The 19,281-nt window shown below is 41.5% G+C and carries 18 protein-coding genes and 1 pseudogene; 13 read left to right on the top strand and 6 right to left on the bottom strand.

Annotated features, from left to right (window positions below; translation table 11 throughout):
• The first annotated feature begins 320 nt into the window (after positions 1-320).
• Positions 321-1,523 carry an AAA family ATPase gene (locus F7734_RS19865; RefSeq protein WP_155746339.1) on the top strand — a complete coding sequence of 401 codons (1,203 nt, stop codon included), beginning with the start codon at positions 321-323 and terminating at the stop codon, positions 1,521-1,523.
• A 10-nt stretch (positions 1,524-1,533) separates the two neighbouring features.
• On the opposite strand, the gene F7734_RS19860 is transcribed toward F7734_RS19865, so the two are convergent.
• Both F7734_RS19860 and F7734_RS65415 read right to left on the bottom strand, forming a co-directional pair.
• Complete coding sequence (locus F7734_RS19860) at positions 1,534-1,872, bottom strand: XisI protein (protein WP_155746296.1); 339 nt, start codon at positions 1,870-1,872, stop codon at positions 1,534-1,536.
• Between the two features lie 248 nt (positions 1,873-2,120).
• Positions 2,121-2,327 carry an element excision factor XisH family protein gene (locus F7734_RS65415; RefSeq protein ID WP_279239739.1) on the bottom strand — a complete coding sequence of 69 codons (207 nt, stop codon included), beginning with the start codon at positions 2,325-2,327 and terminating at the stop codon, positions 2,121-2,123.
• 125 nt (positions 2,328-2,452) lie between these two features.
• On the opposite strand from F7734_RS65415, the gene F7734_RS19840 reads away from it, so the two are divergent.
• The 5 genes and pseudogenes from F7734_RS19840 (at position 2,453) to F7734_RS19820 (ending at position 6,017) form a co-directional block, all read left to right on the top strand.
• Positions 2,453-3,415 (top strand): threo-3-hydroxy-L-aspartate ammonia-lyase, encoded by a 963-nt coding sequence (locus F7734_RS19840; protein WP_155746292.1) that lies wholly within the window; start codon positions 2,453-2,455, stop codon positions 3,413-3,415.
• A 171-nt stretch (positions 3,416-3,586) separates the two neighbouring features.
• Entirely contained in the window at positions 3,587-4,030 is a 444-nt protein-coding gene (locus F7734_RS19835) for an AMP-binding protein (RefSeq protein ID WP_155746291.1), read from the top strand.
• A gap of 309 nt (positions 4,031-4,339) precedes the next feature.
• Positions 4,340-4,678, top strand: a complete 339-nt coding sequence (gene petJ / locus F7734_RS19830; protein ID WP_155746290.1) for a cytochrome c6 PetJ — start codon at positions 4,340-4,342, stop codon at positions 4,676-4,678.
• Positions 4,679-4,770: 92 nt separating this feature from the next.
• Positions 4,771-5,700, top strand: coding sequence for a tetratricopeptide repeat protein (locus F7734_RS19825; RefSeq protein ID WP_155746289.1), 930 nt, complete (start codon positions 4,771-4,773; stop codon positions 5,698-5,700).
• 76 nt (positions 5,701-5,776) lie between these two features.
• Positions 5,777-6,017, top strand: a pseudogene (locus F7734_RS19820) (BlaI/MecI/CopY family transcriptional regulator).
• A 10-nt stretch (positions 6,018-6,027) separates the two neighbouring features.
• Here F7734_RS19820 and F7734_RS19815 read toward each other — a convergent pair.
• Entirely contained in the window at positions 6,028-7,227 is a 1,200-nt protein-coding gene (locus F7734_RS19815; RefSeq protein WP_155746288.1) for an MFS transporter, read from the bottom strand.
• A gap of 16 nt (positions 7,228-7,243) precedes the next feature.
• The gene (locus F7734_RS19810; RefSeq protein ID WP_347566239.1) at positions 7,244-9,784 is read right to left on the bottom strand and encodes a TonB-dependent receptor; all 2,541 of its coding nucleotides are present in this window, start codon (positions 9,782-9,784) and stop codon (positions 7,244-7,246) included.
• A gap of 285 nt (positions 9,785-10,069) precedes the next feature.
• On the opposite strand from F7734_RS19810, the gene F7734_RS63615 reads away from it, so the two are divergent.
• The 6 genes from F7734_RS63615 to F7734_RS19785 all read left to right on the top strand — a co-directional run bounded on the left by F7734_RS63615 (position 10,070) and on the right by F7734_RS19785 (position 14,971).
• Positions 10,070-10,651 carry a condensation domain-containing protein gene (locus tag F7734_RS63615; RefSeq protein ID WP_347566243.1) on the top strand — a complete coding sequence of 194 codons (582 nt, stop codon included), beginning with the start codon at positions 10,070-10,072 and terminating at the stop codon, positions 10,649-10,651.
• The gene (locus F7734_RS19805; protein WP_243146976.1) at positions 10,600-11,685 is read left to right on the top strand and encodes an AMP-binding protein; all 1,086 of its coding nucleotides are present in this window, start codon (positions 10,600-10,602) and stop codon (positions 11,683-11,685) included. Before F7734_RS63615 ends, F7734_RS19805 begins: the two co-directional genes overlap by 52 nt.
• 112 nt (positions 11,686-11,797) lie before the next feature.
• Positions 11,798-12,439: an AMP-binding protein gene (locus tag F7734_RS66160; protein WP_347566242.1), complete on the top strand. Its 642-nt coding sequence runs from the start codon at positions 11,798-11,800 to the stop codon at positions 12,437-12,439.
• Between the two features lie 75 nt (positions 12,440-12,514).
• Positions 12,515-13,786 (top strand): MFS transporter, encoded by a 1,272-nt coding sequence (locus F7734_RS19795; RefSeq protein ID WP_155746286.1) that lies wholly within the window; start codon positions 12,515-12,517, stop codon positions 13,784-13,786.
• A gap of 91 nt (positions 13,787-13,877) precedes the next feature.
• Positions 13,878-14,510 (top strand): TauD/TfdA family dioxygenase, encoded by a 633-nt coding sequence (locus F7734_RS19790; protein ID WP_207714149.1) that lies wholly within the window; start codon positions 13,878-13,880, stop codon positions 14,508-14,510.
• Between the two features lie 80 nt (positions 14,511-14,590).
• Positions 14,591-14,971 carry a BlaI/MecI/CopY family transcriptional regulator gene (locus F7734_RS19785; RefSeq protein WP_155746337.1) on the top strand — a complete coding sequence of 127 codons (381 nt, stop codon included), beginning with the start codon at positions 14,591-14,593 and terminating at the stop codon, positions 14,969-14,971.
• 154 nt (positions 14,972-15,125) lie between these two features.
• On the opposite strand, the gene F7734_RS19780 is transcribed toward F7734_RS19785, so the two are convergent.
• Entirely contained in the window at positions 15,126-16,637 is a 1,512-nt protein-coding gene (locus tag F7734_RS19780) for an FAD-dependent oxidoreductase (RefSeq protein WP_155746285.1), read from the bottom strand.
• 196 nt (positions 16,638-16,833) lie between these two features.
• Here F7734_RS19780 and F7734_RS19775 point away from each other — a divergent pair, with 196 nt between their 5' ends.
• Complete coding sequence (locus tag F7734_RS19775; RefSeq protein WP_155746284.1) at positions 16,834-17,736, top strand: class I SAM-dependent methyltransferase; 903 nt, start codon at positions 16,834-16,836, stop codon at positions 17,734-17,736.
• A gap of 286 nt (positions 17,737-18,022) precedes the next feature.
• Here the strand turns inward: F7734_RS19775 and F7734_RS19770 are convergent, their stop codons facing one another.
• Positions 18,023-19,117, bottom strand: coding sequence for a HAMP domain-containing sensor histidine kinase (locus tag F7734_RS19770; RefSeq protein WP_155746283.1), 1,095 nt, complete (start codon positions 19,115-19,117; stop codon positions 18,023-18,025).
• Between the last annotated feature and the right edge of the window lie 164 nt (positions 19,118-19,281).

Below are 19,281 nucleotides of genomic sequence, written 5' to 3'. Positions count from 1 at the left end.
GATTCCATTCGGTTAGGTTTTTCAGTAAAAATTACGCATATCATTATTTCGACGTAACAGCAAAACCAACAAATATATTATTGTGTTGGGTTTCGTTCCTCAACCCAACCTACGTCATCTTATTCAATAAAATTTACTTAAATCTTAAGTATTGCTGGTGCAAGTAGTGTTAAATATAGATACAATGTTACAAGGTTCTGAGGTAGAAATAACGCCATGCAAGTTTGTATACAAAAAGCCAAACATCCATAACGATCGCTTCTACCAATCTCTTACATAAAAAAAGACGTAATATTAACACTGCTGCATCATTAAAAATCATGGATTTTGATTACTACAGACACCGTGAAGGCACTCCCATTAATAGCAATCGTCAAAGTTTACTGGAAAGTGGGTGGCGTCCCTTTCACCGAGAGTTGGACTGGGAGTTTGTTTTGCATTTATTACATAACGATACGAAAGAACTGACTCAAAAAAGTTTGAATCTGGCAAGTAGCGTGGCTGAGATTTTAGGAAGAAATAATTATACTTGGTGGGCTAACTTATTAAATGTTGTTTCTGACAATACACATTATGAAGTAGAAAAATTTTGGAACTATATCACACCCGACCCCCTCACACCAGATCATCGCTATAAAGATGTCCTCAGTACGGAAACACCTATTGTTCATTTTGTCAGTCGCAACAGCATACCTATTGATTACGTTTTGAATCGGCTTCAAGAAATTACTGTATTGCGGGTTTTAGATTTATTAAAATGTCCGGATATTATTACGCAGCATTATTTAGAACGAGACTTTTATTTTCCTACAGAAAAGTTTGTCAATTGGGAACGATTGGATGTTGTTAACACAGTTTATGCATACTGGAGCAAGCATGATGTTTGGTTGCAAATCGATGCTTACGATCGCGGCAGGCGGCAATATACTATCATGGCAAAAAATTTAGCACCACTGATTAATAAAGCAACTTATGATTTAGCAGTGATGCTGAGTGGTTATCAAAGCCGTGTTGGTAAGGTTCACAGCCAGTTTCCCATTCGCAGTTTTCCACCAGATATTCAAAGCTTTACCGATACAGTACAGCAAGCAATTCTGAACCAAAATCAGCTAGCTGTTTTGGTACATGGAGAACCGGGAACGGGGAAAACAGCTTGGACGCAAGCAGTGGCAAAAGAAATTTTGATGCCTTTAGGGTATGTGATTTTTATTTTGGATCATGATGCGATCGCCAACTTTGTCCCTCCAACCTACTTAGAAAAAATTTGTATTATCATTAATGAAGCTGATAATTTAGCGCAAGACCGTGCAAGTGAAGTTGCTCAGTACAGTAACAAAACAGAACACATTTTGAGTTTGTTAGATGGCACTTTATATCAAAGTGTGATTGAAGATTCAGGCATTCAAATACAACAGCAGTTAGTTATTCTTATGACCTGCAATACAACAGAAAGACTAGACCCAGCCATGTTACGAAAGGGTAGAGTCGATTTAATGTATGAGTTTATTCAGAAATTTGTCTAGAGCGCACAAATCAAGCGCTCGCAAACTCACTATACTGTCTAACATGAGGTGGATGAAACGCTAAAACAATTTCCTCTCGTGCGATACCATTCCGTAACAAATCTGTCGCCACGCCATCCTCTGTCCAATCCTCCTCAATCCAAATCTTGTTATCTTGCAAACGGATATGAATCATGACACTTTTAATCCACTCATCTTTGTGCCAACCCATCAATAGTATAAGGTACCGATCGTGTACCTCATCAAAGGCTAAGGCACTTTCAGTTGTAGAGCTAGATTTTTCATTGAGCTGATGATACTCTGTGAGAATTTTCTGGACGATTTCTCGATGACGCTTTAATCTATCCATTGCACAATCACCTCGTTTTCCGAATCCACAATTAATAACTTCACCTGATTGCGATTGATAATCATTTGGGATAACTTGCGCCGAAAATAACTTTTATAGGTCAATACGGTTCGGTTAAGGATAATTGTAGGTTGGGTAGAGCGATAGCGTTACCCAAGGAAGCCTCGATAATGTTGGGTTTCGTTCCTCAACCCAACCTACCCAAAATCAGATAAATGACATACTGACCTACAGCTTGCTCTAAGTCATTAACAAATGATCGACCCAAGAAGCTTTTGACTTCTACAAGAATTTTTCGACCTTGCTTTTCTGCCGAAGCGCGATTTTTCTGCTGCAATATTTACGTATAATCGATCGCCTCCATACTCCAGATTATAATCTTCTGTTAAAATATCCCAGCCATCCTTGACCAACGCAAATTTGACAGCATTATGATAAATATCTTTAGCAGGCATCGCCATTCTCGAAGCACATACGCCTTCATTGTAACGCGATATTGAAGACGAACGGTGATGCTTTGTGGCAAGATGTAGCAGGTTTGTGCTTATAATGTGTGAGGATTGCTGACTGGGTTATTATAATGTCACAACATCTTGCCGTCACTATAGCTGATGTAGAAGCCGCAGCCAAACGGTTGGCTGGTGTTGCTCACCGCACTCCTGTTCTGACCTCAAGAACAGTTAGCGATCGCACTCACTCTCAGGTATTCTTTAAATGCGAAAACTTTCAACGCACGGGGTCATTTAAGTTTAGAGGTGCTTACAACGCCCTCTCACAACTATCAGAAGAACAGAAAGAAAAAGGCGTACTCACTTTTTCATCTGGAAATCACGCTCAAGGAATAGCACTCGCCGGACAACTCCTCAAAATTCCTACCACAGTTGCCATGCCAGATGACGTCCCATCTGTTAAATTAGCAGCAACTCGCGGTTATGGTGCTGAAGTCATTTTGTACAACCGCAAGCAAACCAACAGAGAAGAATTAGCCTACAATTTATTAAAAGAAAAAGCGCTGACACTGATTCCTCCTTACGACCATCCTCATATCGTAGCGGGACAAGGTACAGCAGCCAAAGAACTTATAGAAGAAGTGGGTACACTAGATTTACTCTTAGTGTGTTGTGGTGGTGGTGGTATACTCTCAGGTTCTGCCATTGCAGCCAAAGCCGCTTTACCCAACTGTCGGGTCATTGGAGTAGAACCAGCCCTTGCTGACGATGCAACACGTTCGTTTCACACCAAAACTTTGCAAACAGTAGACAATCCCGATACCATTGCTGATGGTGCGCGGACTCCCTATCTAGGTAAAATTACTTTCCCGCTAGTATTGCATTACGTTGATGATATGGTCACCGTATCTGAAGAAGCCATTATTCGCACCATGTTCTTTTTATGGGAACGCCTCAAAATTGTCGTTGAACCCACAGGAGTCCTAGCCGCCGCCGCTTTGCTAGAAGGTGTTGTGAAAGCACCAGGGGCTAAGGTGGGTGTAATTATTACTGGTGGTAATGTGGATTTAAAATCAGTGACCAGTGACCAGTGACCAAGTGTAAAGTGGTACAAGCTCCAGAATTTAGTTTCTGCTCGAAAGCTTTATAAAGAGGTGAAAATAAATTTCCTAACTATTTCTTAAAATCGCAACTAAAGAGCCTTAGTTAAAGAATGACCTTTACTCCAAATAAACATAAAAAGTTGTAAAAATGGAGTTATACAAATGGGCAAAAACCTTTCCGAGTTATCGGTGGAGTTTTCCACGTTAGTCGAACTTCTCCGTTGGAGAGCACTCCACCAGCCTAAACAGAAAGCCTATTCTTTTTTGCTTGATGGAGAGGTAGAAGGATTTGATTTAACTTATGGGGAACTAGATTATCAAGCTCGGGTCATTGGTGCCGTGCTTCAAAGTTACGGAGTCATAAGTGGAGAGCGTGCTTTACTGCTCTACCCGTCTGGGTTGGAATTCATTGCTGCATTTTTCGGGTGCCTGTACGCTGGAGTCGTTGCTGTCCCCGCTTATCCGCCCCGACCGAACCAATCCCTGTCCAGACTCCAAGCTGTTGTGGCGGATGCACAGCCAGCGATCGCACTAACCACGACAACTGTCTTGTCCAATATAGAGCAACAATTGTGGGCTATCTATACCCACCTCTACGGATGCTAGAGGCGCAACTGCCGGATACGTAAACGGATACGTAGTCAAGGCGAGTTTTGGTAGCATATGCAGCGATTGGACGGCAATGCAACTCAACCAGGTTCTGAGCACATTGGGGATCAATTAAAGTTATTTGCTCTGCAAACAGTTGCGGCAGGTTTAACGTCAACGCCAGAATATCCTTGCTCATCTAACTGAACGCAAAATCTTTTGAATGAGCACACGAAGTTTGACAGCTTGTCTTTTGACGCTAGAAGTCATAAACAGGATAATTGTAGAAATTTGGCCAAATACGCCTTTTTGTAGAGAGAACACGGAATGAAAAAGATTCTTTCAGTATTGTTGCTATGCATAGCAGTTGTCACATTTGCCTTCAATCGCCCAGCTTTGGCAGCAGATGCTGTTAAGGGAGCCAAAGTCTTTAGTGCAAATTGCGCTTCTTGTCATGCAGGTGGCAAAAACTTAGTGCAAGCTAATAAAAACCTGAAGAAGGACGCTTTGGAAAAGTACGGGATGAACTCACCAGAAGCCATCATTGCCCAAGTCACAAATGGGAAAAATGCAATGCCCGCCTTCAAAGGTCGTTTAAAACCCGAACAAATTGAAGATGTCGCAGCATATGTGCTAGATGAAGCTAATAATAAGGAGTGGAAGTAAAGCTTAATCAGGTTCTTGTTTTATAAATAGTAGGTAGGGTAGGCACCTTACCTGCTGAAACATATTTTTGCAACTTAGATGAGATATTGCTTATGAATCGCTTCAGTAGATTCATTCTTGGTTTCAGTATGACCGTTGCACTCGCCTGTTTTTTTCTGACTTCACCCACACATTCATCACCTGTGCTCAATGCCCAAATCACAGCCAGCGATTTTTTCAGGTTGGGTGTAGAAAAAATGCAGCACGGCAACTACCAAGCGGCTGTTGAAGATTTTACTCAGGCAATTGGGCAAAAGAAAGACTTTGTAGCAGCTTATAGCAATCGATGTCTTGCAAATATTCAAATATTCGATTATCACAATGCAATAGCAGATTGCGATCGCGCAATCAAGAATGCACCTCACTTGGCTGAGGCTTATGTGAATCAGGGACTTGCCCACTACAGACTAGGGGATTATCCATCTGCTATTGCCGACAACAATACTGCACTGACACTGAAACCCTATGATTTTCGAGCTTACTATAACAGAGGGGTAGCAAATGCCGTTTTAGGAAATCACGTGCAGGCAATAGCAGACTATAATTTAGCCTTAAGTCAAATTCCTCCATACCCTAGTGCCCCACTAGCAGATATTTACAACGATCGCGGCATAGCGCATTTAGAGTTGCAGGATTTACTGGCAGCAAAGCGCGACTTTTCTGTAGCAATTCGTCTCAATCCCAAAGACTATAGAGTTTACTTCAACCGGGGTTGTGTTTACGGCAGAAGTGGGGATAACTTGAGTGCAATTCGTGATTTTACTGAGTCACTGAAGCTGCACCCAGCCAACGCCCATGCTTATTTTAATAGGGGTATAGCCTACCATCAAATTGGCTATGAACAAGCTGCAATTGCCGACTTACATTATGCTGCTCAGTACTTTGCTTCCTTTGGAGAAATTGCGTCATATGAAAAAACTTTAGCTTTAATTAAAAATTTAGAGCAACAACTTTCATCTATGTCAGAGATTGCTCTTCTCTAAGTCTGCTGTCACTTTTCTTCTAGACCCATGCGAGCGATCTCACAATGGTGATAGAGATACCATTCGTTTCATCCTTATGTCTCCTTTACCCAATTATCGTCCTCAGCAACTCTCCCTAGGTCCATTGGAGAAAGAAATTTTACACATCATTTGGGAACTCAATAGCGTCACTGCCAAAGATGTGCATGAACGCATTTCGGCTATCCCTAAGCGACAGCTAGCCTATGCTTCTTTTAGCGGTAGGTCATCCAGATGTAGTTGCAGCTTTTGCTGACAGTTTAGAACAAAACAGTGTGGAACAGTTTGAGGGGAGATAAGCAAGAAAAACTAGCTGTGCTGAGTTTGCGGGATACTGGACATCTTTATCAGTAATATACTCAACAAACTCAATGCGGCACTAATGATAAACGTAAATGCATACCCCGTAGTACTTGCGATCGCTCCACTTGCAACTGTGGCAGCAATTCCACCTATATACATTATTGAAACTTGAAGCGTATAGTCAATCGCGGCAGTTTCCGGGTTACTTTTGTCCATCATAGCACTGAGGAGAGCAGTATATGCCATGCTTTGAGTCGCATTCACTGCTATACTCACAGCATATAGAACGGGCAAACTGCTAACACCGACTGCAGGCACAATATATAAAAGTGTCGTAACGGCTGCGATTAATCCAAATAAAATCAAGCAACGTACTCGTCCCAACTGGGTAATTATTATCCCCGCAATTAAAGCACTTACAATACGGGCACTATAGCTGACAATACCCAACATCAAACCAATATCTGAGAGCGACAAGCCTCGATCGCTCAAAAGCGGACGAATCATTGTACTTGACATCATTTCGCCAGACATATACAGTAACAAAACGAAAAGCCACGGTAAGATTTTCGGACGGGAGAGAAAGTTGACGAAAGGTTGGAAATAAGACCGGAAAAAGTTGGTTTTTTTTGATTTCGTACTCACTTGTTCTTGATACAGCAGCACTGGCACTAAAGTCAGTAACATTACCAATGACATAGATATTAAACTATACCGCCATCCAACTCTATCCAGTAAAATGAGTACTCCACCACCGCCAACGATCGCCCCAAAAATATTTCCCCCGGATTGAATGGCATTTCCTAATCCACGTTCTTGTGGTTCCAGCAAATTTACTGCTAATGCATCCGTGGCAATGTCTTGAATAGAGGAGAACAAAAAGGCAAGGAACATACAGATAATCAAAATATTAAAATTCTCTCGAATATTAATAAATGCACATCCAAATGTAACAAGTACTAACAAAACTTGAAAACAGATAATCCAACCGCGATAATGTCCCAAACCACGGATGCGGTAGCGGTCAATAAAAGGTGCCCAAAGGAATTTCAACGCTGACGGGAGAATGAGAAAACCTAAAAATCCAATCGCATCCAGGGACATATTTTGCTGTCGCATGAAAACGGGTACTGTTTGGATAAAAAATGTGGTAGGAATGAATTGAGAAGTGTAAAGCGCAGCAAGAAGAATTAGTTTTGCAAGCATGGCAGCGCACAGGAAATTAGAAATTAGCTTTAAATCGGATACCATATGTTACTGGATCGCCAAATCCCACGGTTGCGATTGGTGGTGGGAAGAAGAATCCAGAGGTTATATAGCGAGTATCAAACAAGTTGTTTGCGTATAGATAAATTCCATATTTTTCAGCTTCGTAACCGATGCGGAGATTTACGAGGGCGAAGGGATCTTGTTTAATTTCGTTCCCATCGTCAAAATAAGTAATACCATAACCACGCAGTTCTGCACGGGCAAATAAGCCTCCGACACTGCGATATTGAACCGCTAAATTATAGGTAACTTGCGGGACCAGAGGAACTCGATTATCGCTTAAATCTACTCCTGTTTCAGTATTTAAATAATTTTTGTATCTACTGTTTACATAACCAATTGATGCAATTAAATCCAGTCCTCTTGTTGGTTTTGCTTTCAGTTCAAATTCCACTCCGGTAGCTTTGAGATCGATGTTGGAGACACTTCCGAAAAATCCACTTTCGTCAAACTGCAACACTTGGTAGTCATTAACATCGTTATGGAAGAATGCTATGTTAGCAATCAAAAGATCGTCCAGCCAAGAAGATTTTAAACCTACTTCATAACTCCAAGTTCTTTCTTCTCCAAATCTGAGGGTACTTTCAGTATCTCCACGGTAGTTCAATCCGCCCGGTCTATAACCTTTAGCAATGGTAGTGTACGCCATTAAATTGGGGCTGAATCGATATTTTAACCCAAAACGGGGAATCAACTCATTGTCATCAAGTTTTGCATCTCGAACGGACGGACGGAGTGGAGTTAAACTACCATCAGCATTTACTGACTCATAGCTACTATCTAAAGATACATTATTAGATTCGTAACGTAAACCAGCAAATAAAGTTAATGGCTCGATAACTCTATAATCTACTTGTCCGAATACTGCATATGTTTGGCGATAATTGTCTCCGAAACGTCGAAAGCGTCCAAATGCAACAAAATCAGATACAGCATCATTAACATTAAAATCGAGAGACTCGTAGTAACCACCTAATAACCATTGAAAACGGTCAGCAGCTTCCGGAGACTGCAAACGTAATTCCTGCGTCCATACTGTGGAGTTAATGTCATCAATAATCTGTACCCCTGCGGTTCCTGGAACAATATTTTCTTGGCGGGTAAAGCGGCGTGCAGTGATGGATGTAGCTCGGAAGCTGTCACCATTGTAGTTAACTCTCAAAGCTTGGGTATTTGTGTCGAGGTTGTTAAAACCCTCAGTTTGTAGATTAACTTCATAGGGGTCGGGAGCATTACGTAGATTATAAGTGGGATTACCGTCGTCTGTAAAGCTGTTGTAACTATTAAAAGATACATTCCATTCTGGCGTTGGTGTCCACAAGAGTTGCGCTCGTGCAGCTAGCCGCGAACGTTCGCCTATTTTTTCTCCCGTAGCAAGGTTTTCAATAAATCCATCTTGTGCTCTATAAGCTCCAGCAATCCGAAATGCTAGCCGATCGGAAACTAAAGCATTGCTGTGAGAGAATTGGAGTTCGCGGCTGTTATATCTACCGTAACTTGCAGCAACTTGTGTTTCTGGTTTTTGAGTTGCTTGGCGAGAAATGATATTGACGGCTCCACTAGAACTATTTCGACCGTAGAGCGTACTTTGGGAACCTCGTAGCACTTCTATTCGTTCTAAATCTAGATCGAGCAAGGCGATGTCTAGAAAGCCAGCATAGTCAAATGGAATATCATCGATGTAAAAGGCTACGCTATCCTGACTTGTGAGGAAATTTTGGTTGTTCAAACCCCGTAAACTGTAGTAGCTAAACTCAGTACCGCCGGAAGATGTGGGGAAAAAGCTAAAGTTAGGCGTGTTATTTGCGATATCAATAAAAGAAGTGATTTGAGCGTCCTCGATATCCTGTCGGGGTATGACCGTAACACTGAGGGGTACATCCTGCACGTCTTCCGGTCGTTTCTGTGCAGTCACAGTGAGTTCTATATCTGCTTGCTTGGTGGAATCTAAACTGAGGATTAAACCGCGATCGCTACTCGTCTTCACCCGCGCGATCGGCGCATCTTCTACCCCAGTCACGCGCACTTGAACTTTGTTGTTATCTAACTGTGTAACTGTTACAGAAGCAATTCCTTGAGCAGGTGTTTGCGATTGAAACTCTTGACCCTCCGCTAGCGCCAATACTGCATTTTGGATTTCTGCAATTAAGGTCTTACCATCAACTGTAGTTGTTGGTTGTGACAATTCCCCTTGGAGAGTTTCTAAAACGATTTCCAAACCACTTTCCGTTTCTTGCAGTTTAATCCCAGTGATTTTAATAACTTCAGGAGTTGTATTTTCCTGAGCCAGCAAATCAGAAGCACTCGTTTTTGGGAACTGTATTTCGCTAAGTTGGGGAATCTTTGAAATTGATGTCAGAGCTTTTTCTGCACCTGAGGACGATATATCTTTTTTGCTAATTTCTGTCTGTGTCTGCTTCTGTTGTGCAAAACCTGGTTGAGCAAACACCAAACAAAATACGCCAGCAATGCCTGCGTATGAAAATTGTTTCAATTTCAAAGTATCCTCCCACACTACACGAAAATTATTCTCACACCAAAGAATCAGAACTCTAGCACCAAATGCAGCAATAGTTAAATCAAGTTATACTCTTAATACGAAAAATCACCGTTGTCAAACGACACGTTGTCATAGAAATATTTTGTCGATCGTATGGATAACTTACCCCTTCCCAAACAGCGCCAAAAATCTCAGAAGTCCTAAGTGCGAAGTTTATATACTGTCTCGGCTTAAATTGGTAGGCAATTCTTTTGATATTCAAGCATCGTAATTTAATGTATAAATATTTTTACTGAAGTACTTGCACCCCAGAGCGCAGCTTACAATATTGCTTTTACAGCTCGCATCCGTTGTCATTTAAATATTTCAGCTTTGCAACGGGCTTTACAGACATTGATAGCTCGTCATCCCACTCTACGTACTACATTTGGTCAACGAGATGCTGAACCTTTTCAAGAAGTTCATGAAGACCGGGAAGTCTACATTGAAACGATTGACGCTTCCACTTGGGATGAAGATGAATTGACAAAGGGGGCGATCGCTGCATATAAGCGTCCCTTCAATTTAGAACGAGGTGTCATGCGGGTAAATCTATTAACTCGCTCTTCACAAGACTATGTGTTGTTACTGGCAATACATCACATTGCTGTAGATGGTTTTTCATTTGGGATTATTCTAGATGAATTGCGTTTGCTCTACGAGGCGGAAAATACAGGTAGAGCAATATCTCTAGCTCCTGTGGAATGGAAGTATAAGGACTTTGTGCAATGGCAACATAAAATGCTCAAAAGTCCTGCGGGGGATAATCTATGGGCATATTGGCAGAAACAGTTTTGTCTCAAGTACGTCAAACGGTATTAACAGCGCTCACCCATCAAGACTATCCTTCTCCTTTATTAATCGAGCGATTACAGTTAAACCGCGATCCCAGTCTTCTGGGACTTTTCCGTGCTTCGTTCAATCTGTTGCAATTTCAGGAAATGGCACCGGAATATGAATTATCTGTATCTACTCAAACAACAGCTAGAGAAGATTGGGGAGGTTTAAGATTAGAGCCTTTTATAATACCACAACAAGAAGGTCAAAACGATTTAGTTTTGGAGATTGTTGAAACAAGAGAATCCCTGGTTGGTATATTCAGGTACAGCACAGACTTATTTTATGAGACAACAATCAGCCGAATGGCGAACAATTTCCAGACTTTGCTTGAAGGAATTGTCACCAACCCAGAGCAGGAGATTGCTTCGTTACCTTTGCTAAGTGAAGTCGAACAAGATCGCTTGCTTGGGGAGTGGAATAACAATCAAGTAGACTATCCCCAGGATTGGTGCATATATCAGTTGTTTGAAGTTCAAGTGAACAAGACACCAAATGCAGTAGCAGTATCGTTTAAAGAGCAACAACTAACATACCAAGAGTTAAACGAACGTGCTAATCAACTTGCACGCTACTTGCGATCTTTGGGAGTAAAACCAGAAGTGCTAGTGGGAATTTGTGTCGAGCGTTCCCTAGAGATGGTTGTAGGATTACTAGGAATTCTCAAAGCAGGTGGAGCTTATCTACCGTTAGATCCGCAATTACCTCAAGAGCGCTTAAATTTCATGGTTGGTGATTCACAAGTATCGGTACTATTAACTCAACAAAAACTGGTAAAAATTCTTCCTCAGCAGAATACATCCATAATTTGTTTAGATCAAGATTGGGAAGTTATTAGCCAAGAAAGTGAAACAAATTTAGTCAATAGTGTAACATCAGAAAATCTAGCCTATGTAGTCTACACATCAGGCTCTACAGGTACATCAAAAGGAGTTGCGATCGCCCATCGCAGTCTGATTAATGCATATTGGGCTTGGGAAGATGCATATCAGCTTCTAAAATCTGGTTTTTCCCAATAGGATGCCTGCCGAGATCCGTGCATTTTGGGACACGTTGTAAAGTTTAAGAGACAATCAGCGCGTCCACTGTACTGTCTACCATACTGTCAGGTACTGTCCACGGGAGCATCCCATATATGGGATGACGGAAACTGGAAATTGTGCTGTCTCTTTACCAGCAGAAGCCCATACATCTACAAATAAAGACAGACTCAAAGCTGCGGGTAAACCCTTTCCCGGTGTATCGATAGCCATCTTAGATCGTGAGGGGAAAGAAGTATCTTACTCTCAAGTGGGTGAAATTTGTATCAAATCTCCTGCAAATATGATTGGTTATTGGAAATTACCGGAAGCTACAGCAAAAACCTTAGTAGATGGCTGGATTCATACTGGTGATGCTGGTTATTTTGACGAAGAAGGTTACATTTACATTTGTGATCGCTTTAAAGATATGATTGTTTATGGTGGTGAAAATGTCTATCCAGTAGAAATTGAAAATATTTTATACGAACATCCAGCAGTGAGTGAAGTAGCAGTCATTGGTGTTCCAGATGAAGATTTTGGAGAAGCTATAAAAGCAATTGTTGTTTTAAAAGCAGGGATGAAAGCAACTGCACTAGATATTATTAATTTTGTCCGGGGTAAAATTGCCGATTTTAAGTTACCTAGAAGTGTTGAGTTTACTGAATCCTTACCAAGAACACCAAGTGGTAAATTGCAAAAAGGCAAGATTCGGGAAAAATATTGGCAAGGCTATCAACGTCGTGTCAATTAAACATCTGTAGGAAATTGAGTAGAGACATAGTATACTACGTTTCTACTTAAGGATTTCTGATAAGGCATAATCTCTATGGAAAAATCAAAAATTTCGAGTCAGAATCGGGTTCCTCTTTGGAAACCACTCACTATACGCAATTTCCTACTCTTATACATTGGTGAAACTGTTTCACTTCTGGGCGATCAGTTTTACTTAATAGCATTGCCTTGGTTAACAATACAGTTAACTAACTCTGGTATTACCTTAGGTACGGTGTTGATGACAGCAGCAATTCCCCGTGCAGTTTTACTGCTCTTTGGTGGTGTTTTTAGCGATCGCTTCTCACCAAGATTAGTTATGTTTGTTTCCAATGCTTTACGTGGTTTGCTGGTGGTTTTATTTGCAACAGTAGTTGCACTTAAAATAACACAACTATGGCATCTTTATATATTTGCTGCTAGCTTCGGAATTTTAGATGGCCTTTTTATACCTGCATCTAAATCTATCATACCCAGTCTTGTACCAAAAGAACAGTTAGTAGCAAGTAATACCTTGAGCCAAGGAACTTCCCAACTGATTTTACTGATTGGACCGGCTTTAGGTGGTTTGCTGATTGCAGTTAGCGGTATTGAGACAGCATTTGCAATTGATGGCGTCACTTTCGCGATTACAACCATAACACTTTTGCTGATGAAGATAAAACCAAAAGCAACAGTGTTGAATGGGGAATCAAATCAAAATTTTACTCCCACTAAAAAAAGTATTAATTTAATAGCCGGTATGGGTGAAGGACTCTACTACGTATGGCATAATCATGCTCTCAGAGTCATTCTACTGGTATTAGTCATCCTAAATTTTCTTTTTATAGGTCCATTACAAGTTGGCATAACTTCACTAGCTCATAGTCGCTTTCCTGGCGGTGCAGTCGCTTTAGGGATAATGCAATCAGCTTGGGGTGGTGGTGGGTTATTAGGAACACTTACACCTCAATTTATCCAAAATCTTCCAAAAATTGGAGTTTTACTGCTGAGTATTGCTAGTATACAAGGCTTTGGTCTATTTCTACTGAGTTTTATACCAAATATTGCACTAGCTAGTATAACAATTGCTATATTGGGGCTTTGCAGTGGTCTTTTCACTGTGGTAGGAATTATCTGGATTCAGAAACAAACCCCACCTGAAATATTAGGAAGAGTTATGAGTTTGGGAATGTTTTCTTCCTTTGGTGTTGCTCCTTTGTCCTATGCTGTGGCTGGTGTGTTAGTTAATTTAAATCTGACAATTCTTTTCACTGTTGCGGGTAGCATCATGCTGACTACGAGTATTTTGTTGGCAGCAAATTCATCAGTACGCGAGATTAATTGACTATGCGCTTTATGACCAGCAATGCGATCGCACACAACTAGATTTTTTTAAAGAAACACTTTCTGTAAATCTTATAACAAAGGAGAAAACTGTGAAAGTTCAATATCCACATAATAAGCGAATGGGGGTCTTCGTTTATGACTTTAATAACAAAACTGCCTCAGATCGAGATATTCAGGATCTTAAGGAACTTATATATGAGCATAAAATTGTTGTAATCAAGGAGCAAGATTTATCGCCCCATCAGCATTGCGATTTTGGGTATCGTCTTGGGGAGCTAGAAAAATACTATCAGCCGATGTATCACCATCCAGAAAGGGAAGAGATTTTTGTTTCCTCCAATGTTTCCCAGAATGGTCAGCAGATTGGAGTTCCGAAGACAGGGAAGTTTTGGCATGCCGATTATGCGTTTATGCCGAAGCCATTTGCATTTTCAATGGTATACCCTCAGATCCTTCCTAGTCAGGATCGTGGCACTTACTTTATTAATATGTCTCAGGTGTATCAATGTTTGCCAGATGACCTGAAATCCATAGCTAATGAGTCGAGTTGTTATCACAGTGTAAGACGTTATTTTAAGATTCGTCCTCAAGATGTTTATCGTCCAATTTCGGAAATACTGGATGAGATCGAGCGGGTAACTCCTCTTTCGAGTTGCACCAAAAGCAACTACTATCATCTACAATGTAGTTCTCTAAGTCAAACGACAAGCTGTCAAACTTAAGAAGATTTCTGACGTTGCTTACCTAGGGCTTGCTGAAAAAATTAGCTACTGCAATTCGAGTTGCTATCGGCGACAAGTCCATGGGGGTTTTGGAGAAAGAAATTTTACACATCATTTGGGAACTCAATAGCGTCACTGCCAAAGATGTGCATGAACGCATTTCGGCTATCCCTAAGCGACAGCTAGCCTATGCTTCAGTAACAACTATCCTCAAACGGTTAACTAAAAAAGGTTGGCTCACTCGCTATAAAGAGAGTCGCAATTACAGATGGCTTGCACTAGTATCACAACAAGAGGCGCAGATACTTCAGGCTTATGAGCAGTTGCAGCAATTTTTAGCGGTAGGTCATCCAGATGTAGTTGCAGCTTTTGCTGACAGCTTAGAACAAACCAGTGTGGAACAGTTTGAGGAGATCGCTCAAACAATCCAAGCATTTCGCTTTGTCAAAAAGGAAAAGTAAATTTTGTTATACCGAAAACGGTTTAGAACTAAACTTTCCAACAATTATCAACAGTCGTAGAGGCGCGGCGGCCTTGCGCCCTTACAAGTCTATAACGACTATTATCTGTTGATGCATATGATGGTCAATTTGTACAGTGTGTAAGTTATAACTGTTAAGGTAACCAAAACTCTGGCAAGATCGATTTACCAATTTGACGTGCGGTTCTGTTGGCAATTCTTGCCAGTTGGATGTGAGGCTCGTCTACTTCCACGGGTATAATTTGTGCTAGCGTACCTTCTCCCAAATAGGAAACAACCAAATTTGCTGCTTCCAATCCTGTCACGTAAGCCTTTTCCTGGGACCATGAACCATGACGGTTAACAATCCAGTCACCGCTCATAAACACGTTTTTAAAACTTGTCCTTGCTGGTAACATATAGCGATAACTACCAGGCGCAAAGTGAGAAACTGCCTGTGGTAACCGAATGACACTGCGATCGCTAACTTTTGCTTCCCCAAATGCTGGTACACAACTTGTTAAATAACGCTTGACTATCTGTACAATCTCCTCATTCTCCAAAGACAAAAATTGATTGGCGTGATAAAAATCAACTTCAACCACAGTACCCGGTTCGTTGCGGTACTCGTCATGCAATGCATTCAAATCAAAAAATGTCCAGCCTGTGGTTGCATCAAATCCAAAGCAAGCATTGGAAGGACGCTGAATATCAATTTTGCGGTCAAACCACAGCCGAGTTGCCAGAACATCAATTGCTCCTAGATTGCCCACATTGCGGAATTCTTCTCGACTTTGAAAGCTGGGACTGTTGGCAAGAATCTTTTTCATAGCCGTGATACCAACAGCAAAAATCACCGCATCGGTATCAAAGACTTCATTTCCACAAACAACTCCTGTGGCTCGATTCTCGCTATCAACAATTATATCGGTAACGCGACGGTTTGCTAGCACCTTTGCTCCAGCTTTTTCAATGCGTTCTACCCAAGGGCGAAAGATTTTTTCTCCTACGGTTCCCCGACACCAAACAACGTCAAAATCTGGTTGATGTGCCAGGATGAAATAGTAAAGCATTCCTATACTCGCTGCAGCCGAACATTGTTCCCCAGGTGCAAACAAGCCCACCAGTAACATGGGTTCAAAAGATTCGCGGTAAAGCCTTGCAGAAACACCAAAATCTTTGAATAATTCGCGGGCTGTTACAAAGTCATAACGCCGCCATGCTTCATGGGAATTGTCGAAATCAATCACGGCGTAGAGTAAAGGCAGGGCGCTCATGCGATCGATAAGTGGCAAGCGCTTAAACTGAGTATAGAGAAAAGTTCCTAAGGGTGTTGGGAGTCGCGGTAAATTCTGAAAAATTGGTGATTCAACTTCCAATCCCGAAGGTGAGTATTGAGACGAACGAGTCCAAGTGGTAAAAGGATTAATTTCCAACTCATCTATGAGGGCAAAGATGTTCCTGTATGGATACCAAAAGCCATGAATACCTGCTTCTACGGAACGTCCTGCTGCTGTTTTCCAACCTGCTACCAAGCCACCCGGATAAGAACCAGCCTCCAAAAGTGTCACATCATACCCTTGTTTTGCTAAGTGGTAGGTTGCTCCTAAACCAGCCCACCCCGCACCAACAACTACTACCCGTTTACCACGCGACACTTCTGTCATACTAGCCTCCGTTTTTTCTCCTACGATTGTATATAAAATTTTCAACTTAATTAGAGCATAATTGTTTTTTCTAGTTGAATATACTTATAATCTAGAGGTCAACTAAAAGCACTTAGTTGAAAATACGGACGTGGGTTACTGACTGCGGAATATAGTCAAAAACAAATATATTTCAGCTTTACGAGGAGCAATACGAATGAGTTCATCCGTTATTAGCAAAATCAATCTGAGTAATTTTCAGATGAAGAACGGTATCTATTTTCCCAAAGATTATGAAGATTTGAACAAGACAGAACAAAAACAAAGGTGGGACAGAATTGGAAAAACTTACTACGGGTCTCAAAAAATTGAACAAGCTGAAGAGACATCGCAGTTGAAACAAGATTACACTCTCCTTACCGGAAGACCTGGAGGGGTTTGGACTAAGTTTCCGCTCAATAAGTCAGTTGGTTCTATTCTTGAAATTGGTAGCGGTTACGGACGAATTCCATTGTTTCTATCGAAAGACAAGAACTTGCGTTGTCAGAAATATTACGGTATTGATATTTCAGAACCTCTGCTGCGCCGTTTGCTAAAGTGCAAGCAGGAATATGATTTTTTCCCTGGAGCAGAATTTTATATTATTTGTGCGTCGGCTGAACTGTTACCTCTAGAAGATAACTCTGTAGACTTAATCATCTCTAATTGCGTATTTATGCATATACCAGAGGCACAACTCAGAACCCTTATGGTAGAAATGTCTCGCGTCTTGAAGCCCGGAGGAACTTTTGTTTTCAATCATTCTTTCCACAATAAAGCCTGTCCATCTCATAAAATCCACAATCTTGTGAGAATCTTAAGCCCTGTAAAGAACTCAGTGTATCTCAAACAATACACCGCAGATGAAATTACAGCGATGTTAGACGCTTCTGGGATGAAAGCGAAGTGTTCGCAGTATATTGTGGAGCCAACACAAGAGTACGCTGTTGTACCGACAGTTGTTAAAGGTGTTAAAGTTCCTTTCGCCCAAGCCATCAACACTCGTCTCAAACCTTCATCGGCTGCTATGAAAGAAACTCTTGCTTACGGCTTTAGTGCTTATAGTGCTCAACTAGGTTAAAGGTTTCCAAATTAAACGGCAAGGATGCTCGTCCCACAAGATGGTATAATATGCATCTGGCATAGCTCTATCAAGGTGGATAAAAACTTCAGGAAATCAATTTTTCTCTTACCTCTGCGTCCTCTGCGTACTCTGCGGTTCAAAAGTAATTTATTTAACCGCCGAGACGCAGAGGACGCAGAGAGCGAAGATGAGGAATTGTCACTTGAATCATAATTTTGTGAGTCACCTTGACAGGGCTAGCATTGCCCACCTGAGAACGCTTGGGAATTTAGTTGCGGTGCGTTCAAGCATTGTGAAATGGCAAAACGGGTAGGCGAAATGCAAAGATTGCACCGTGAGGACTGCGATTTTCTACCCAGATTGTACCTCCATGGGCTTCAATTATCTGACGAGTTAAATACAACCCCAGCCCCGAACCTTTTGCATGACGATCGCTATGTCCTTGGTAAAATCGTTCAAATAGGTGTGGTAGTTCTTCTGGGGTAATTCCCGCTCCAGTATCCATGACTTTAGCAGTTTGATAAGAGGAACCAGGCTCCAGCACGACTTCTACTTTGCCACCTCTAGGAGTGTGGTTAATGGCATTGGTGAGAAGATTGGTGAAAACTCGTTGCAATTGGAAAGCATCTCCTTCAACCCAGAGGTACTTGCGAAAGTCTGATTCCCCATAGTTAAATGTTATATAAACTCGACGACTGGAAGCCAGATCGATCAAAGTTGTAGCAACTTCCTCCGCAATAACAACTAAATTAACAGGTGCTAACTCTAACTTTAACCCCTCAAGATCGTTACGGTAGACATCTAAAAGCGTTTCTACCATTTGTAAACTGGTTTGATGGCTGCGAATCATGGTAGCAATGACTTTCTTTTGTGCGGAAACCACAGGACCAAAATTTTCTCGCTCAAATGCTTGTAAGGTTTCAATTGCTCCAAGTAAGGGCGTTTTTAGGTCGTGGGTTAAGGTAGAAGCAAAGTCTTCTCGCACGCTAGCTAGTTTCTCTTGAGCTTGCAGTTTTGCCTGTTGTTGCAAGAGAACTTTTTGATAAACTCGGTTGCGATCGCTAAGAATACTGGTTACCACAAGTGCTACGATAGCAATGAGTCTGCTAGCAATTGTGGAGAAGCTCACAACGTCATTTCCCGGAATCCAAACGTTGACCATCGTTAGAAAACAAGCTGCTAGAGTGACTTGTATTGTTGCCATTCGATTGAAACGAGGATTTGCTAATAGAATCGGCGCAATATATAGGTAACCGAATACGTAGTCTGGCGGAGTCACAAACTCCAGCAGTCCAACAACAGCGAATAATGCAACAATGAGACAGAATGTGCTCCAAAGAGGGTCTGTGACATGAATAGCAAATTTAAAAGGTGCCATTTATAAGATTCCTATTATGGTGCGTTGAACCCCCACCTCGTTCCCAGGCGGAGCCTGGGAATGCCTGATTGGGAGGCTCCGCCTCCAGTGTGCAACTAGCGATCGCTCTGCAGAGACTTGCTTAACAGATTGACAAAGGAGGCAGAGCCTCTGGTAATGCATTC

The organism is Scytonema sp. UIC 10036 (genome assembly GCF_009725235.1).
This window is presented reverse-complemented; position numbering and strand designations above follow the sequence as displayed.

Coding starts and splice junctions, on each gene's coding strand:
- F7734_RS19865 (WP_155746339.1), top strand. CDS start 321: ATGGATTTTGATTACTACAGACACCGTGAAGGCACTCCCATTAATAGC.
- F7734_RS19860 (WP_155746296.1), bottom strand. CDS start 1,872: ATGGATAGATTAAAGCGTCATCGAGAAATCGTCCAGAAAATTCTCACA.
- F7734_RS65415 (WP_279239739.1), bottom strand. CDS start 2,327: ATGCCTGCTAAAGATATTTATCATAATGCTGTCAAATTTGCGTTGGTC.
- F7734_RS19840 (WP_155746292.1), top strand. CDS start 2,453: ATGTCACAACATCTTGCCGTCACTATAGCTGATGTAGAAGCCGCAGCC.
- F7734_RS19835 (WP_155746291.1), top strand. CDS start 3,587: ATGGGCAAAAACCTTTCCGAGTTATCGGTGGAGTTTTCCACGTTAGTC.
- petJ (WP_155746290.1), top strand. CDS start 4,340: ATGAAAAAGATTCTTTCAGTATTGTTGCTATGCATAGCAGTTGTCACA.
- F7734_RS19825 (WP_155746289.1), top strand. CDS start 4,771: ATGAATCGCTTCAGTAGATTCATTCTTGGTTTCAGTATGACCGTTGCA.
- F7734_RS19815 (WP_155746288.1), bottom strand. CDS start 7,227: ATGCTTGCAAAACTAATTCTTCTTGCTGCGCTTTACACTTCTCAATTC.
- F7734_RS19805 (WP_243146976.1), top strand. CDS start 10,600: ATGGGCATATTGGCAGAAACAGTTTTGTCTCAAGTACGTCAAACGGTA.
- F7734_RS19795 (WP_155746286.1), top strand. CDS start 12,515: ATGGAAAAATCAAAAATTTCGAGTCAGAATCGGGTTCCTCTTTGGAAA.
- F7734_RS19785 (WP_155746337.1), top strand. CDS start 14,591: ATGGGGGTTTTGGAGAAAGAAATTTTACACATCATTTGGGAACTCAAT.
- F7734_RS19780 (WP_155746285.1), bottom strand. CDS start 16,637: ATGACAGAAGTGTCGCGTGGTAAACGGGTAGTAGTTGTTGGTGCGGGG.
- F7734_RS19775 (WP_155746284.1), top strand. CDS start 16,834: ATGAGTTCATCCGTTATTAGCAAAATCAATCTGAGTAATTTTCAGATG.
- F7734_RS19770 (WP_155746283.1), bottom strand. CDS start 19,117: ATGGCACCTTTTAAATTTGCTATTCATGTCACAGACCCTCTTTGGAGC.